15 protein-coding genes are annotated in these 13,072 nt (G+C 68.3%); 6 read left to right on the top strand and 9 right to left on the bottom strand.

Annotated features, from left to right (window positions below; translation table 11 throughout):
• The first annotated feature begins 1 nt into the window (after nt 1).
• Nucleotides 2-745 carry a GolD/DthD family dehydrogenase gene (locus EJC77_RS13720; protein ID WP_240630250.1) on the top strand — a complete coding sequence of 248 codons (744 nt, stop codon included), beginning with the start codon at nt 2-4 and terminating at the stop codon, nt 743-745.
• 74 nt (nt 746-819) lie between these two features.
• Here the strand turns inward: EJC77_RS13720 and EJC77_RS13715 are convergent, their stop codons facing one another.
• Complete coding sequence (locus EJC77_RS13715; RefSeq protein ID WP_125613604.1) at nt 820-1,449, bottom strand: dihydrofolate reductase family protein; 630 nt, start codon at nt 1,447-1,449, stop codon at nt 820-822.
• Nucleotides 1,450-2,182: 733 nt separating this feature from the next.
• On the bottom strand, nt 2,183-2,374 hold the full coding sequence (locus EJC77_RS13705; protein WP_125613601.1) for a hypothetical protein: 192 nt from the start codon (nt 2,372-2,374) through the stop codon (nt 2,183-2,185).
• A gap of 50 nt (nt 2,375-2,424) precedes the next feature.
• Here EJC77_RS13705 and EJC77_RS13700 point away from each other — a divergent pair, with 50 nt between their 5' ends.
• Nucleotides 2,425-2,700 carry a hypothetical protein gene (locus EJC77_RS13700; RefSeq protein ID WP_205787316.1) on the top strand — a complete coding sequence of 92 codons (276 nt, stop codon included), beginning with the start codon at nt 2,425-2,427 and terminating at the stop codon, nt 2,698-2,700.
• A gap of 189 nt (nt 2,701-2,889) precedes the next feature.
• Here EJC77_RS13700 and EJC77_RS13695 read toward each other — a convergent pair whose 3' ends face one another.
• Complete coding sequence (locus EJC77_RS13695) at nt 2,890-4,017, bottom strand: acyltransferase family protein (RefSeq protein ID WP_125613598.1); 1,128 nt, start codon at nt 4,015-4,017, stop codon at nt 2,890-2,892.
• A gap of 61 nt (nt 4,018-4,078) precedes the next feature.
• Complete coding sequence (locus EJC77_RS13690; protein ID WP_240630249.1) at nt 4,079-5,596, bottom strand: phospholipase C; 1,518 nt, start codon at nt 5,594-5,596, stop codon at nt 4,079-4,081.
• Between the two features lie 182 nt (nt 5,597-5,778).
• Between EJC77_RS13690 and EJC77_RS13685 the strand changes: the two genes are divergently transcribed.
• Both EJC77_RS13685 and EJC77_RS13680 read left to right on the top strand, forming a co-directional pair.
• Nucleotides 5,779-6,216, top strand: coding sequence for a VOC family protein (locus EJC77_RS13685; protein WP_164520419.1), 438 nt, complete (start codon nt 5,779-5,781; stop codon nt 6,214-6,216).
• Nucleotides 6,209-7,069, top strand: coding sequence for an Fpg/Nei family DNA glycosylase (locus EJC77_RS13680; RefSeq protein WP_125613595.1), 861 nt, complete (start codon nt 6,209-6,211; stop codon nt 7,067-7,069). The genes EJC77_RS13685 and EJC77_RS13680 overlap by 8 nt, the downstream gene beginning before the upstream one ends.
• A gap of 143 nt (nt 7,070-7,212) precedes the next feature.
• On the opposite strand, the gene EJC77_RS13675 is transcribed toward EJC77_RS13680, so the two are convergent.
• Genes EJC77_RS13675 through EJC77_RS13655 form a run of 5 tightly spaced genes read right to left on the bottom strand, consistent with a single transcriptional unit; the run spans nt 7,213 to nt 10,402 of the window.
• Nucleotides 7,213-7,446, bottom strand: coding sequence for a ferredoxin (locus EJC77_RS13675; RefSeq protein WP_125613592.1), 234 nt, complete (start codon nt 7,444-7,446; stop codon nt 7,213-7,215).
• Nucleotides 7,443-8,612, bottom strand: a complete 1,170-nt coding sequence (locus EJC77_RS13670; RefSeq protein WP_125613589.1) for an NADH-ubiquinone oxidoreductase-F iron-sulfur binding region domain-containing protein — start codon at nt 8,610-8,612, stop codon at nt 7,443-7,445. Before EJC77_RS13670 ends, EJC77_RS13675 begins: the two co-directional genes overlap by 4 nt.
• The gene (locus EJC77_RS13665; protein ID WP_125613586.1) at nt 8,609-9,166 is read right to left on the bottom strand and encodes a ferric reductase-like transmembrane domain-containing protein; all 558 of its coding nucleotides are present in this window, start codon (nt 9,164-9,166) and stop codon (nt 8,609-8,611) included. The genes EJC77_RS13670 and EJC77_RS13665 overlap by 4 nt, the downstream gene beginning before the upstream one ends.
• Entirely contained in the window at nt 9,159-10,118 is a 960-nt protein-coding gene (locus tag EJC77_RS13660) for an FAD:protein FMN transferase (RefSeq protein ID WP_125613583.1), read from the bottom strand. The genes EJC77_RS13665 and EJC77_RS13660 overlap by 8 nt, the downstream gene beginning before the upstream one ends.
• Nucleotides 10,115-10,402, bottom strand: coding sequence for a hypothetical protein (locus EJC77_RS13655; protein WP_125613580.1), 288 nt, complete (start codon nt 10,400-10,402; stop codon nt 10,115-10,117). The genes EJC77_RS13660 and EJC77_RS13655 overlap by 4 nt, the downstream gene beginning before the upstream one ends.
• 151 nt (nt 10,403-10,553) lie before the next feature.
• Here EJC77_RS13655 and EJC77_RS13650 point away from each other — a divergent pair, with 151 nt between their 5' ends.
• Nucleotides 10,554-12,050 carry a type I restriction-modification system subunit M gene (locus EJC77_RS13650; protein WP_125613577.1) on the top strand — a complete coding sequence of 499 codons (1,497 nt, stop codon included), beginning with the start codon at nt 10,554-10,556 and terminating at the stop codon, nt 12,048-12,050.
• The gene (locus EJC77_RS13645; RefSeq protein ID WP_205787314.1) at nt 12,047-13,012 is read left to right on the top strand and encodes a restriction endonuclease subunit S; all 966 of its coding nucleotides are present in this window, start codon (nt 12,047-12,049) and stop codon (nt 13,010-13,012) included. Before EJC77_RS13650 ends, EJC77_RS13645 begins: the two co-directional genes overlap by 4 nt.
• Nucleotides 13,013-13,072: the final 60 nt, after the last annotated feature.

The raw sequence follows: 13,072 nt of genomic DNA, 5'->3' as shown, positions 1-13,072 counted from the left end.
CATGAACGAGGAATTCTCCGGCAGGGTCGCCGTCATCACCGGCGCGGCCAGCGGCATCGGCAACGCGGTGGCGCACTACTTCGCCGAGCGCGGCGCCCGCGTGGTGGGCGTGGACCTGAACGAGGCGGTGGCCGACGCCATGGCCGCGATGCCGGGCACCGGCCACCACGGCATCGCCAAGGACCTGACCGCGCCCGGCGCGGCCGCCGAGGCGATCGACGAGGCCGTGCGCGTCGCCGGCACGGTCGACATCCTGGTCAACTCGGCCGGCGTCGCGTTGCTGGACAAGGCGCTGGAATTGTCCGACCGGATGTGGGATGCGACCATCAACGTGAACCTGACGGCCAGTTTCAAGATGGCGCAGGCGGCCGGGCGGGTCATGACGGCCAAGGGGTACGGGCGCATCATCAACCTGGCGTCGCAGGCCAGCGTGATCGGCCTGGACCAGCACGTGGCGTACTGCGCCAGCAAGGCCGGCATCCTGGGCATGACGCGCGTGCTGTCGCTGGAGTGGGCGCCGTCCGGGGTGACCGTGAACGCCGTCTCCCCCACCGTGGTGGAGACGCCGCTGGGCAAGGCGGCCTGGGCCGGGCAGAAGGGCGAGGACATGAAGAAGCTGATCCCGGCCGGCCGGTTCGCCCAGCCGGAGGAGGTCGCGGCGTTGATCGCGTACCTGGCCGGCGAGAACGCGGGCATGATCACCGGCGAGAACATTCTGATCGACGGCGGGTACGCCAGCATCTAGGTTGTTGGACTGGCGTAGTTGAGGGACGACGGCGGCCGCGCGCCTTGGGTGCGCGGCCGCCGTCGTCCGCGTGGCTAAAGTGTGGTTTCCTTCCCGTCCTCGACGGCGACGGTGCCGGCCCGGAACGGTGCGGGGCGCAGATACAGGCTGACCAGGCCGGCGGGCGAGGTCTCGGCCGAGACCACGGTGAAGCCGGAGGGGGCCGCGCCCGTCTCGAACAGCCGCTTGCCCTTGCCCACGACGACGGGGAAGACCAGCAACCGGTACTCATCGATGAGGCCCGCATCGTGCAGGGCGCGAACGAGTTGGTGGCTGCCGTGCACTTGAAGCTCGCCGCCGGGTTGGTCCTTGAGTGCGGCGACGGTCTTCACCGGATCGCCGTCCAGCTGGACGGAGTTCGGCCAGGCCAGGTCGCCACCGCTGGTCACCACGTACTTGGGCAGGTGGTTCAACGATGTCGCCACGGGGTTGTCCGGGTCCGTCACGGTGCTCCAGTACGGGTACATGGCCTCGTAGGTGGTGCGCCCAAGCAGGATGGCCTCGGCCTGGGCGAACCAGCCGTTGACAATGCCGCCGAACCATTCGTCGGCCAGCGGCACCAGCCACCCGCCCCGGTCGAACCCGTCGCTGGTGTCCTCCTCCGCGCCGCCGGGCCCCTGCATCACGCCGTCCAGGGTGACAAAGGTGTGCACAGTCAATTTCATGGTTTGATCCTCCCGTGGGGGTTGGGCCATTCGGCGCCGTGTGACCCAGTGTTGCCCTGACGGCGGCGGGAGTCAACGGGCCGCGCGTTTCAAATGATTCGTCTGTTTCGTTTGATTCGATTGGGGCGAAACGTGGAGAATGCCAGGACAAAGGTGATGCTGGTCCCCCACCCCACAGGCGGCGGATGTGCTGCACGTTTCCCGGCCTTACCTGGTCAAGCTGTTGGAATCGAGAAAGATCAAGGATCACAAGGTGGGGACTTACCGTCGCGTGGTGACAGAGTCCTGGACGAGTTCAGGCGCCAGGATTCACTGGCACGTCGGGACGGCGTGGGGCGCACGTTCAGGGATGGGCGGCATGTTCGGGCCCGACCCGTACATTCGGGGGTGGGCAGCACCGAATAAGCGGGCCACCCCCGACTGAGCGGGCGAACCCCGAGCATGCCACCCGTATCGGGCATTGCGGCCACTGGCGGCAACAGGATTGTCGTGACAGGCCGTGCCCCAAAACGGCTCCTGGCGGCATTCCACGGGATGCCGAGCCGCTTCTACCTGCATAGTTATGCAGTCGGACGACCAAGTCACCGGCACGGATGAAGATCTTCGACGGCCCTATCGACGGTGGATTCGCCTCTTGTGCTCGGCATCGTAAGCCATGCAATGTGGTGGCCGAAAGGGGATCCTCACCTGGACGATCACCCGTTGACCCGTATCGTCAGACAAGATATGTTGTCTATATGCGGATTGGTGCCCCGCGTGGAAGCATGGCGTTTCCGAACCGGACATCCGGCATGCTGTTCGCTTCGCGATACGCCGGATCGCCATGGACGAGGAACTTACCATGCTCATAGGACCGGCCGAAGAAGGAGCCTTGTTGGAAATCGGGGTTCTCGACATTGCGGGCGACGATCCAGTGGTCATCCACGCCATGCATTTACGGCCAAAGTTCTACAGATTCCTTTGAGGGAGGTGACGATGATGCGACATACCGAAGATGAGATTAATAAGGCAGCGAGCCGGTTCGAAGACTTGGCTGACGCCCTCGATCCTTCAACCGCCCAAGTGGATCATGCTGACGACCTGCGCCAGATTGCAGCCGCCTCCGAAGCGGTTCGCACAGACAAGGTGCGGTTGCGGGAGTGCATCGAGGTCGCCCGGGCGCACGGAAGGTCATGGAACCAAATCGCGATCGCCTTGGGCGTTTCCCGCCAGGCGGCTCGACAACGGTTCAGCGACAAACTGCACGCCTGACTCCCGTAGCCGTTCCGCAAGTCGACCGGTCTACGGAACGGCGCGAACACAATCCACGAGTAGCTGCGACGGATCCGGTGCATGTGCAACCAGGGAATCCAGCTCTCCCCGGCGTCCTCGCCGCCCGCGTCGTCGCAGGCACATGTGAGGACTTCCCCGCTGAAGAAGTCCGTGCGGTAGCGGCCGCCCCTACAGGATCCGCCGCAGCACCGGGATGGCCAGCAGCGCCGCGGCCACGGCAAAGCTGCCGACGACGGCGGTCGGCGCCAGGATCGCCAGCTTCACCCCGCCCGAGAGCGCCAAGGGCCGCAAGGCGAGCGCGATGCCGACCAACACGGGCGCCTGGACGATGTACGCCGGGTAGGCGGCCCGCGCGGCGAACCGGGTGACGGGCGACGGCGGCCCGCCGGGGACGGCGCTCACCACGACGACGGCGGCCGCCACCGACACGGCCCCTTCGAGCAACGCCACCACGAGGGATTCCCAGTGCCACCCGCCGGCCAGCGGCGTCAGGTCGCTGCTGAAGAGCATGAGCAGGGCGACGACGCCGGCCAGCCCGGCAACGAGCACGCCGGCACAGGTGCGTCGCAGCGCCCGCGGGACGTCATTGAACCAGCCGTGCCGCCCGGCGTGGAGGCCCAGCATGAACAGCCCGGCGCATTGGCCCCATTGCCACACATGGGCGGCGAACAGCTGGAACGAGTCCACCGGGAACCACAGGCGCAGGACGAACGACGCCGTGGCGACGCCCACGGCGCAAACGGCCAGGACCGCTGGGAGGCGGAACCGCCGTCGTACTGGCCGGCGACCGGCAAGCAGCGCGTACACGGTGGAATACACCAGTAGGACCCCGACGAACCACAGCGGGCCGGAGTCGAGGTAGCCCAGCTCCGCCAGCCACGCGGCCGGGAGGGAGCCGTGCGGCCCCAACAGCGAGACGGACCACTGGATCAGGGGCACCACGACGAGCACGAACACGGTGAACGGGACGCCGAGGCGCAGCCACCGGTCGCGCAGGAAGCGGGTGCGGCCCTTGCGGGCGAACGACGCCGGGGTGAACGCGCCGGCCAGGAAGAAGAACAGGCCCATGCCGAACAGTTCGCCGAACGCCAGCGGGATGTCCAGGACGGCGCGGAGGGGTTGGCCGGCCGTCGGCTCGTGGTAGAACCAGGACCCGATGGCCCCGTAGGTGATGGACGCGTGGGCGCAGATGACCCCGACGGTCAGGGCGATCTTGATCCGGTCGACCTGCGCCAGCCGTGCCTCCCCCGCCGCCGGGAGGGTGCCGGCGTGGACGGTGGCGGGTGCATCGCGCACGGGCCGATTTTACGCCGACTTTCTGCGTGGACGCCGGATTCACGGGCAATCCCCAGCCGGGTCAGCCGTCGGCGTCCCCGGCCTTCTGCGCCGCCGTCAGCTTGGCCGGCGCGGGCGTCCCGGTCAGCGTGGTCGTTGGATGAACCGGCAGCAGCAGCGGTGCCCGCGGGGCCTGGGTGAAGTCGAAGTCGGCAACCAGGTTGCCCAGCACGGCCGCGTTCTCGCGGACGTCCGGGCGCGGGTCCGGCCGGCCGTCGGTGCGCGGGTCCAGCCGCTGCCCGCCGAGGAAGTCGTCCTCGATGAACTTGTCGTAGGCGTCGAAGGACAGCGTCTGGTGGTCGACGTATCCCTTCCGCGCGTAGGCGCTGATCACGATCCCGGGCACCCGCAGCCCGTAGCCGTTCTGATCCACGGTGGGCGGCACGACGTTGTCGTAGAAACCGCCCCAGTCGTCCCAGGACAGGAAGATGGCGGTGGAGTCCCAGTCGGGGCCGGCCATGACGGCGTTGACCAGGCCGGTCACGTAGGACTGGCCGTAACTCACCGGTGCGGGCGGGTGCTCGCTGATGGCCCCGGACGGCACCACCCAGCTGACGGCCGGCAGCGTCCCGGCCTTGGCGGCCGCGTAGTACTTGTCCACCGACTGGATATTGCCCTCCTGGCCGTCCGCACGGACCGTGTCGAAGTATGGCAGCGGGTTCCAGATGCCGGGCGTCTTCGCGTTCTGCTTCACGGGCGCGCAGGAGATGGCGGCGCTGTTCTCGCAGTCCGGCTCGGTCCCGGCCACCACGTAGTAGCCCCAGGACACGTTGTCCTTGTGCAGCAGGTAGGTCAGGTCGGTCCAGGCGTAGATCGGGCCGGAGCCGTTCGGGGCCTTGATCGCCTTGCCCGGCAGCCCCTGGTGCTGGGGTGTGCCGGGGCTCTGCAGGGCGTTGGTGCAGCTGGCCGGGTTGCCGTGCTGGGTGCAGTGCGCGGACCATTCGGAGACCTCGAACAGGTGCGATGGCAGGCTCCAGGACGCGTTGGGCTCGAACATGTGGTCCTGCAGCACGAAGTTGGAGGCGTACGCCCAATAGTTCGGGATGTCACTTTGCACGTGGTAACCCATGACGTCGGGCGTGGCCGAGTTCGCGCAGGCCGGGTTGTTCGGATCCTGGCAGCCCTTCCGGGCCGCCTCGGCCTGCCGGACGAACCCGTCCATCTTGCCGCCGTCGGTGTCCGCGGTGGCGTTCGACTGCCCGTGCGGGCCGCCGCCGTTGATGTCGGCGTGGTCGACGAACGGCGCCACGCAGGGCTGGCCACTGTTTGCGGGTTCGCAGACGGACGGCTTGCCGTTGGCGGTCGGGATGCCGTCGGCGCCGGGGAACGTGCCGAAGTATTCGTCGAACGACCCGTTCTCCTGCATGATCACCACGACGTGCTTGATCTTGTGGATGCCGGCATTGGCCTCCGCGGTTGCGCTGCCGGTTGCTGTACTTGAGCCGGTTCCTGACGACGGCGGTGCCGGCGCGGGCGTCACCGGCGCCGTGCACCCGGCAAGCATCAGGGCCGCCGCGGCAAGGAGGGCGAGGGTCCGCATCCGCCCGTGGTTCGACCCGTGCCGACGGGGTTTCCGATGCTTCATGTCAGCCTCCCGGGCCGAAAAGGATGCGTTGTGGATCAGGGTAGGACCGGGGCGTGACGCTCAGGTCTGGTTTCTGTAAGGTCCCGGTAAAGTTTCAGGGGTTTCCGGGGTTCGACCGCACGGGTAGGCTGGCCGCCATGATCGGGCGCATGCACCATGTGGTGATCGACTGTCCGGACCCGTTGGCGTTGGCCAGGTTCTACTCCGAGTTGTTGGGCCGCCCCGTCACGTACCGCTCGGCGGATTGGGTGGTGGTCGCATCGGATGAGCGCAGTTCCGGGCTGGCGTTCCAACTCGCCCCCGACCACGTGCCGCCGCGCTGGCCGGACCCGGCGTATCCGCAGCAGGTCCATCTGGATGTCATGGTCGACGACGTCGACGCGGCCGAACCATGCGTCCTCGCCCTGGGTGCCACGCGGCTTTCGGCTGACGACGCCCGTTCGCGGGTCTTCGCCGATCCGGCCGGCCATCCGTTCTGCCTGATCCCGCGGCCCTCGTGGGCCGATCCGGTGGTCGAGCCCGTCGAGACCCCGGTGGTCGAGCTCGTCGAGACCCCCGAGCCCCACGATGCCTGAGCTGCCCGAGGTCGAGGGCCTGGCCCTCTTCCTCCGCGGCAAGCTGGTGGGCCAGACCGTCCGGCGCCTCACTGTGGTCTCGTTCGCGGCGCTGAAGACCGCCACGATCCCGGCGGACCGGCTGGCCGGACGAACCGTCACCGCAGTGGCCCGGCACGGGAAGTTCCTGGACGTGGATGCCGACGGCGTCCACCTTGTGTTCCACCTCGCCAAGGCCGGCTGGCTGCGCTGGTACGACGCCGTTCCGGCCGCTCCTGCGCGCCCGGGAAAGGGTCCGCTGGCAGCCCGGTTCGTCCTCGACCATGGCTCGGGCTTCGACCTGACCGAGGCCGGCACACGCAAGAGCCTGGCCATCTACCTGGCGCCCGTCCCGGACGAGGTTCCGGGCATCGCCCGGCTCGGCCCGGACCCGCTGTCGGCCGGATTCACCCGTGACGATCTGGCCACGCTGCTGGCCGCCCATCGCGCCCAGATCAAGGGCGTCCTGCGGGACCAGTCGAACCTGGCCGGCATCGGGAACGCCTACAGTGACGAGATCCTGCACGCCGCACGGCTGTCCCCGTTCGCGATCGCCGCCAACCTGGACGGCGACGCCGTCACCCGGCTCTATGAGTCGATGCGATCAACGCTGGCCGCGGCGGTCGAGGCGGCCGGCGGCAAGCCGGCTGCCGCCTTGAAGGACGCGAAACGGGCGGGCATGCGCGTGCACGGCCGCGCCGGCCAGCCGTGCCCGGTCTGCGGGGACACGGTGCTCCAGGTGATCTTCGCCGACTCGTCGCTGCAGTACTGCCCGACCTGCCAAACAGGCGGGAGGGTCCTTGCCGACCGGCTGCTCTCGCGCCTGCTGAAGTAGGTGTGCCACGACTTCTGCCACCGCTTCCGCTTTCTGCGACCGGTAGACCGGTGGCAGAACGCGGAAGCGGGAGCATCTTTCGCAGGCGTTGATTCTTCGGCGATTGTGGGTGGCGGGCTCGCGCACCCACAATTGCCGAAGAATCAACGCGTCGAATGCGCCAGGCGCAGGGCGAGCATCGGGCACAGGCGGATGGCGTCCCGCGCCGCATCCAGGTCGGCGGCCGCCAACGGCACATTTGTGGGGTCCGAGTCCGCGTCCAGCGCCAGCGGGTACCCCCACGGGTCGCGGCCCAACCGGTGCGGGAGCAGTTCGGTGCACAGCCCCCGGCCGTCGCATCGGGTCCAGTCGATGTGCAGGACGGTACCGGAACTCATGATTCGTCCTCCACACAGGTCCCGGCCAGGTGCCGGAGGGTCTCGGCGCCGAACGCGTCCAGGGCGCTGGCCACCAGCCGGACCGTCCCGTCCGGGTGGTGGCACGCGCCGCGCCCCGACACCAACGCACCGAGCGATGCCAGTTCCGCCGGCAGCCCGGGATCCGGGTCCCGGTCCGCCAGCCGGCCCATCGCGTCGGCGAGCGCCGGCAGGCCGAACCGGCACGGGCCGCATTGGCGGGCGGACTGCGCGGCCAGGTAGGCGGTGATCTGCGCCGTCGCGACGAGGCCGCAGCGCCCGGACCCCAGCACCATGAGCACGCCGGCGCCCGGCGTCACGGGGGCCGACGCCGATCGCACCCACTGCCCGTGGTAGCCGCCCACGAGCACGGCCGAGACGCCGGATCCCACGCCCGCCACGTGCAGCACGTCCCCGACGGCGGCCCCGCCGGCGACCTCGAGCACCTGCGAGGACGGCACGTCGCCGCTGACCGTGACGAGCCGGGTGCCCGGATCCGAAGCTGTCCCCGCGGAACGGAACCAGGCCGGCCCGTAGCGGGCGATCAGCGCCACCTGGGCCAGGGTCTCGACATTCTGCACCAGCGTCGGCCGGGTGCGCGATGCGGTGACGCGGTCCAGCGGGATCGGCGGGCCGCCGGCCAGGACGTTGGCGACGGCGCTCGTCTCCCCGGCCAGGAACGTGTCGGGCGCCTCGACGAGCCGCACCGCTCCGGCGTCGGGCCGGTCCGCGAGCGCCGACGCCAGGGCCGGAAGGGATCCGGCGCCCGCGTACAGCACGAGCCGCTTCGCGGACAGCACCGCCCCGGCCACCAGCAGCCCGTCGATGACCAGGTGTGGCGCGTGTGCCAAGAGCGTGGCGTCCTTGCAGCTGAGCGGTTCGCCCTCGGCGCCGTTGGCCACCACCACGGGCCTGTCACGCCCGTGCGCGGCGAACTTCCGCCACGTGGCGAACCCGGCCCCGCCACGCCCGGCCAGCCCGGACTCCTGCAACCGTTCGATGAACACGGTGCCCAGCGCGTCCACCCGGAGCGGCCCATAGGCGGCCACGTGGCCGGCATGCCCGGCGTGTTGCCCGGCGGCGAACAGCCGGTTGGGTCCGAGCACGGAGCCGGGATGGACCGCGGAAGTCATCGTGGCCTGGCTCATGACGCGCTCCCCTGCCGGAGCCGCGCCGATTCCACAAACCCGGCAGACAGCCGCCACGCCACGGCCGCGAGCACCAGGACCACGGCCACGACGGTCGCGCCCAGGAACCAGCCGTTGAACCCGTCGGTGCCGTTGCCGATCCCGTGCGCCACGGCGACCGGCCACAGCGCGTAGGACAGCCAGTGGACCAGCCGGAAGGCCCGGTACCCGAGCCGGTGCCGCAGCAGGCTGGTGAGGACGACGGCGATGGCCAGGTCGAGCGCGACGGTGCCCAGTCCCTGCCAGAAGGGCCGGTAGTGGCCCAGGAACGGCACGACGACGTCGGTGAGCGTGAGCTTCGCGAACGGGTCCAGCAGCAGCGTCCCGACGTGCAGCGCCAGGAACACGAGCGCCAGCAGGGACACGTTGCGGTGGATCAGGGTCAGCGAGAACCGGGGCACGCCCGCCACCGGCCGGCCCGAGCGGTTGAGGATGCCGAGCAGGACGGTGCACGTGAACAGGGCGAGGGCCACGAAGCCGCCGGCCCTCCCGGCCGCCCACAGCACCTCATCCATGAGGGTCCGCCCCGGCGAGGGAAGACCCCGTGGGCCAGGCACCGGTGGTGACGACCCGGCGTCGTTGGTCAACCAGGCGGGCGCTGACGCCGTCCGCGCGCAACCAGTCAACGGCGGCGTGCCCCCTGACGATCGCGGCCGTGCTGTACGCGTTGGCGCGCAGGCACGATTCCGCCGCGACGGTGACGCTGCGCCAGACGGGGTCGGCGGGCAGCCCGAAGCGGGGGTCCAGGATGTGGTGGGCGGCGCCGCGGGGCCCGTGCCAGCGCCGCTTGGACGTGCTGGAGGTGGCCATGCCGCAGCCGGCCGGCAGCGCCACGCACTGCCCGGGGTCGTCGTCGAGATCCTGGACGAGCACCTGCCACAGGCCGTCCGGGGCGGGTCCGGCCGTGGCGATGTCGCCGCCGAGGCTGACGAGCACGCCGCAGCCCAGGGCGTCGGCGATCTGCCGGGCGGCCAGGTCGGCTGTCGCGGCCTTCGCGGTGGCGCCGAGGTCCAGGCTGACGTCGGCCGGGACGGTCAGCACGCCGGCGTCGATGCCGACGCGCCGCCAGCCGGGCGCCCCCCGTGAGGCCGTCCGGGTGAGCAGGGCGCCGTCCGGCTCGGCCTGGTCTACTGGAATGCTGTCCACGGGGATGCTCGCGAGGTCGCGGTCGTAGCCGAGCGCGGCCAGGTCGTTGCCGAGCGTCGGGTCGACGTCGCCGTCGGTCATCTCCGCGGCCCACAGCGCCAGCTCGACCAGGTACGCCAGCAGCGGGCTGACGACGACGCCGTCGGCCAGCACGGGGGCGAGCCGGGACAGCTCGGAGTCGCGGCGGAAGCGGGAGCAGGAGTCGTCGACGGCGTCGCACAGGTCCTGGACGTGGCGCGCGGCCGCACCGAGCCGGGCCGGTTCGGTGACGACCACCGACGCCGCCAGCCCCCACACGGTCCAGTCCCGGGACGCGGTCATGACCCCGACGACCTTCCGTGGACCGTGCCGCCGGTGTCACCGTTGCCGGGCAGCACGGGCGTGGTCGTGGCGCCCTGGTCGGAGCCGGATGTGTCACCCGAGGTTGCCGAGGGGGCGGGCGTTGACGTTGCTGGTGTTGACGTTGCCGGTGTTGTGGCGGCCTTGGCCGTCGGGGTCTGCGCGTATGCCACGGCGGCGCCGATGCCGGCCGTGCCGAAGCTGCCGACGGCCGCGACGACCGTCACTGTGGCGGCGATCCGCTTTCCACGTGAGTGTGCGTCCATGGTTCTGCCTCCTGCACCGGAAAGTTTGAGTAGTGCAATCGTGCGCGCGGCAACTTTGCACAGGATCGGAGCTCTCTGGTGACAGGCTGTGTTTTTGCCGGGAATGCGAGCCGTGGCGGGGCGTGTCTGACCCGGCCCCTAAACTTCTAGGGTGATCACAGGTGAAATCAAGTCCCAGGTAGACAGGGTCTGGAATACGTTCTGGACCAGCGGCATCTCGAACCCGATCGAGATCATCGAACAGGTCACGTATCTGCTGTTCCTAAAGCGCCTGGACGAGGAACAGACCCGGCTGGAGAACCAGGCCAACCGCACAGGCGATCCGATCCGCAACCCGCCGTTCCCCATCGGCAACGACCACCTCGGCCGGCCGTTCAGCGACCTGCGCTGGAAGAACTTCGAGCACCTGTCCAAGGACAAGATGTTCCGGTTGTTCAGCGACCGCATGTTCGACTTCCTGCGGGACGTGCTGCCCACGCAGCGCAACGGCGAGGCGTCCAGCTACACGAAGCACCTGGAGGGCGCCCGGTTCACCATCCCGACGGCCAATGTGCTCGGCACGGTGGTGGACATCATTTCCAAGATGGACATGTCCGGCAGGGACACCAAGGGCGACCTGTACGAATACATGCTTTCCAAGCTGTCCACGGCCGGCACCAACGGGCAGTTCCGCACGCCGCGGCACATCATCGACCTGATGGTGACGATGCAGGCGCCGCAGCCGTTGGAGGCCATCTGCGATCCGGCGGCGGGCACGTGCGGCTTCCTGGTCCAGGCCGCCGCGTACCTGAAGGAGCACAACGAGACGCTGCTGACGAACCCGGAAACGGCGAAGTTCTTCCACCAGGAGCAGTTCCACGGCTTCGACTTCGACAACACCATGCTGCGCATCGGCGCCATGAACCTGATGCTGCACGGGGTGGAGAACCCGGAGGTCACGTACCGCGATTCGCTGGCGGACCTGCATGGCACGGAGGAGGAGAAGTACGACCTCATCCTGGCCAATCCCCCGTTCGCCGGCAGCCTGGACTACGACAACGTGGCCAAGGACCTGCTCAGCCTGGTCAAGACCAAGAAGACGGAGCTACTGTTCCTGGCCCTGTTCCTGCGCCTGCTCAGGCCGGGCGGCCGCGCGGCGGTGATCGTCCCGGACGGGGTGCTGTTCGGCTCCACGAAGGCGCACAAGGAACTGCGCAGGATCATCGTCGACGGCCACAAGCTCGACGCCGTCGTCAAGCTCCCATCCGGCGTGTTCAAGCCGTACGCCGGAGTCTCGACCGCGATCCTGTTCTTCACGAAAACGAACGCCGGCGGCACGGAGAACGTCTGGTTCTACGACGTGAAGAGCGACGGTTTCTCGCTCGACGACAAGCGCACGCCGCTCGGCTCCTCCGACCTGGACGACGTGCTGACCCGCTGGTCCCAGCGCACGACGGCGGAGCTCACCCGGGCGCGCACGGACCAGTCGTTCTGTGTGCCGCGGGCGGAGATCGAGGCCAACGACTACGACCTGTCGCTCAACCGCTACAAGGAGATCGAATACGACGAGGTGGACCACAAGTCGCCCGAGGAGATCCTGGGCGAGTTAGATACCCTCGAAGCGTCCATCCTGTCTGGCATGGCCGAACTGCGGGAGCTGTTGAAGTGACGGTGGTTGACCCAAACCCGGTGGTCGAGCCCGTCGAGACCCCGGTGATCGAACCCGTCGAGACCGAGCCTGTCGAGCCTGTCGAAACCCAAGCGGTGGTCGAGCCTGTCGAGACGAAGCCTGTCGAGACCCCCGTGGTGCGCCTTGGCGATGTTGCTTCGTTCATCCGAGGGATCACTTTTAAGCCCACAGATCTCGAACTTGCAAATGGCGAGAATATTGACTGCATGCGTACCAAGAATGTGCAGTCGTTGCTCGACACAACGGATGTATGGTCCGTCCCGCGATCCTTCATGAAGCGGGCAGATCAGCAATTGCAGGTCGGGGACATTCTCATCTCCAGCGCCAACAGCTGGAATCTAGTGGGCAAAGCCTGCTGGATTCCCGAGCTTCAAAGACCCGCCACTTTCGGAGGCTTCGTCACAGTTTTGAGGGCTTTCCCTTCGGCCGTGGACCCGAGGTACCTTTACCGGTGGTTTACTTCGGATCCTATTCAAGAAACGCTTCGCAGTTTCGGGAACCAGACCACGAACATCTCCAACTTGAACTTGAAGCGTGCCTCGCAGCTTCAAATCCCCCTCCCACCCCTCCCCGACCAGCGCCGGATCGCCGCCATCCTGGACAAGGCCGACCACCTCCGCACCCAGCGCCGCGAAGCCCTGGTTCACCTCGACGCCCTGACCCAGTCCATCTTCCACTCGATGTTTGGGGATCCAGTACAGAATGAGCTCGGATACGAAACTGTCCCCCTGTCGGAGATCGGCCATCTCTACAGTGGCGGGACTCCGTCAAAGTCGGAACCCTCACTCTGGGATGGGAATGTCCCATGGTTCAGCCCGAAGGACATCAAATCCACGCATCTGACCGATTCGATCGATCACATCGCCGAATATGCCCTCCAAAACTCTTCTTTGCGACTGTTGCCGGAAGGAACAATCGTTGTAACTGGTCAGGTTCTTTGACGGCGTGTCATCCTGCGACTTTGGTGAGGTTGCGGAAGACTGGCTTGCATGTCCCGGCCA

Source organism: Specibacter cremeus (assembly GCF_003946885.1).
Taxonomy (GTDB): Bacteria; Actinomycetota; Actinomycetes; order Actinomycetales; family Micrococcaceae; genus Specibacter; species Specibacter cremeus.
The sequence above is the reverse complement of the archived record's forward strand: the minus strand, read 5'-3'. Positions and strand labels throughout refer to the sequence as shown.

Excerpts from the sequence above, each read along its gene's own strand:
- EJC77_RS13685 (WP_164520419.1), top strand. The coding sequence starts at position 5,779 with ATGATCGGGCGCATGCACCATGTGGTGATCGACTGTCCGGACCCGTTG.
- EJC77_RS13715 (WP_125613604.1), bottom strand. The coding sequence starts at position 1,449 with ATGAAATTGACTGTGCACACCTTTGTCACCCTGGACGGCGTGATGCAG.
- EJC77_RS13680 (WP_125613595.1), top strand. The coding sequence starts at position 6,209 with ATGCCTGAGCTGCCCGAGGTCGAGGGCCTGGCCCTCTTCCTCCGCGGC.
- EJC77_RS13720 (WP_240630250.1), top strand. The coding sequence starts at position 2 with ATGAACGAGGAATTCTCCGGCAGGGTCGCCGTCATCACCGGCGCGGCC.
- EJC77_RS13670 (WP_125613589.1), bottom strand. The coding sequence starts at position 8,612 with ATGAGCCAGGCCACGATGACTTCCGCGGTCCATCCCGGCTCCGTGCTC.
- EJC77_RS13675 (WP_125613592.1), bottom strand. The coding sequence starts at position 7,446 with ATGAGTTCCGGTACCGTCCTGCACATCGACTGGACCCGATGCGACGGC.
- EJC77_RS13700 (WP_205787316.1), top strand. The coding sequence starts at position 2,425 with ATGATGCGACATACCGAAGATGAGATTAATAAGGCAGCGAGCCGGTTC.
- EJC77_RS13655 (WP_125613580.1), bottom strand. The coding sequence starts at position 10,402 with ATGGACGCACACTCACGTGGAAAGCGGATCGCCGCCACAGTGACGGTC.
- EJC77_RS13690 (WP_240630249.1), bottom strand. The coding sequence starts at position 5,596 with ATGCGGACCCTCGCCCTCCTTGCCGCGGCGGCCCTGATGCTTGCCGGG.
- EJC77_RS13660 (WP_125613583.1), bottom strand. The coding sequence starts at position 10,118 with ATGACCGCGTCCCGGGACTGGACCGTGTGGGGGCTGGCGGCGTCGGTG.
- EJC77_RS13665 (WP_125613586.1), bottom strand. The coding sequence starts at position 9,166 with ATGGATGAGGTGCTGTGGGCGGCCGGGAGGGCCGGCGGCTTCGTGGCC.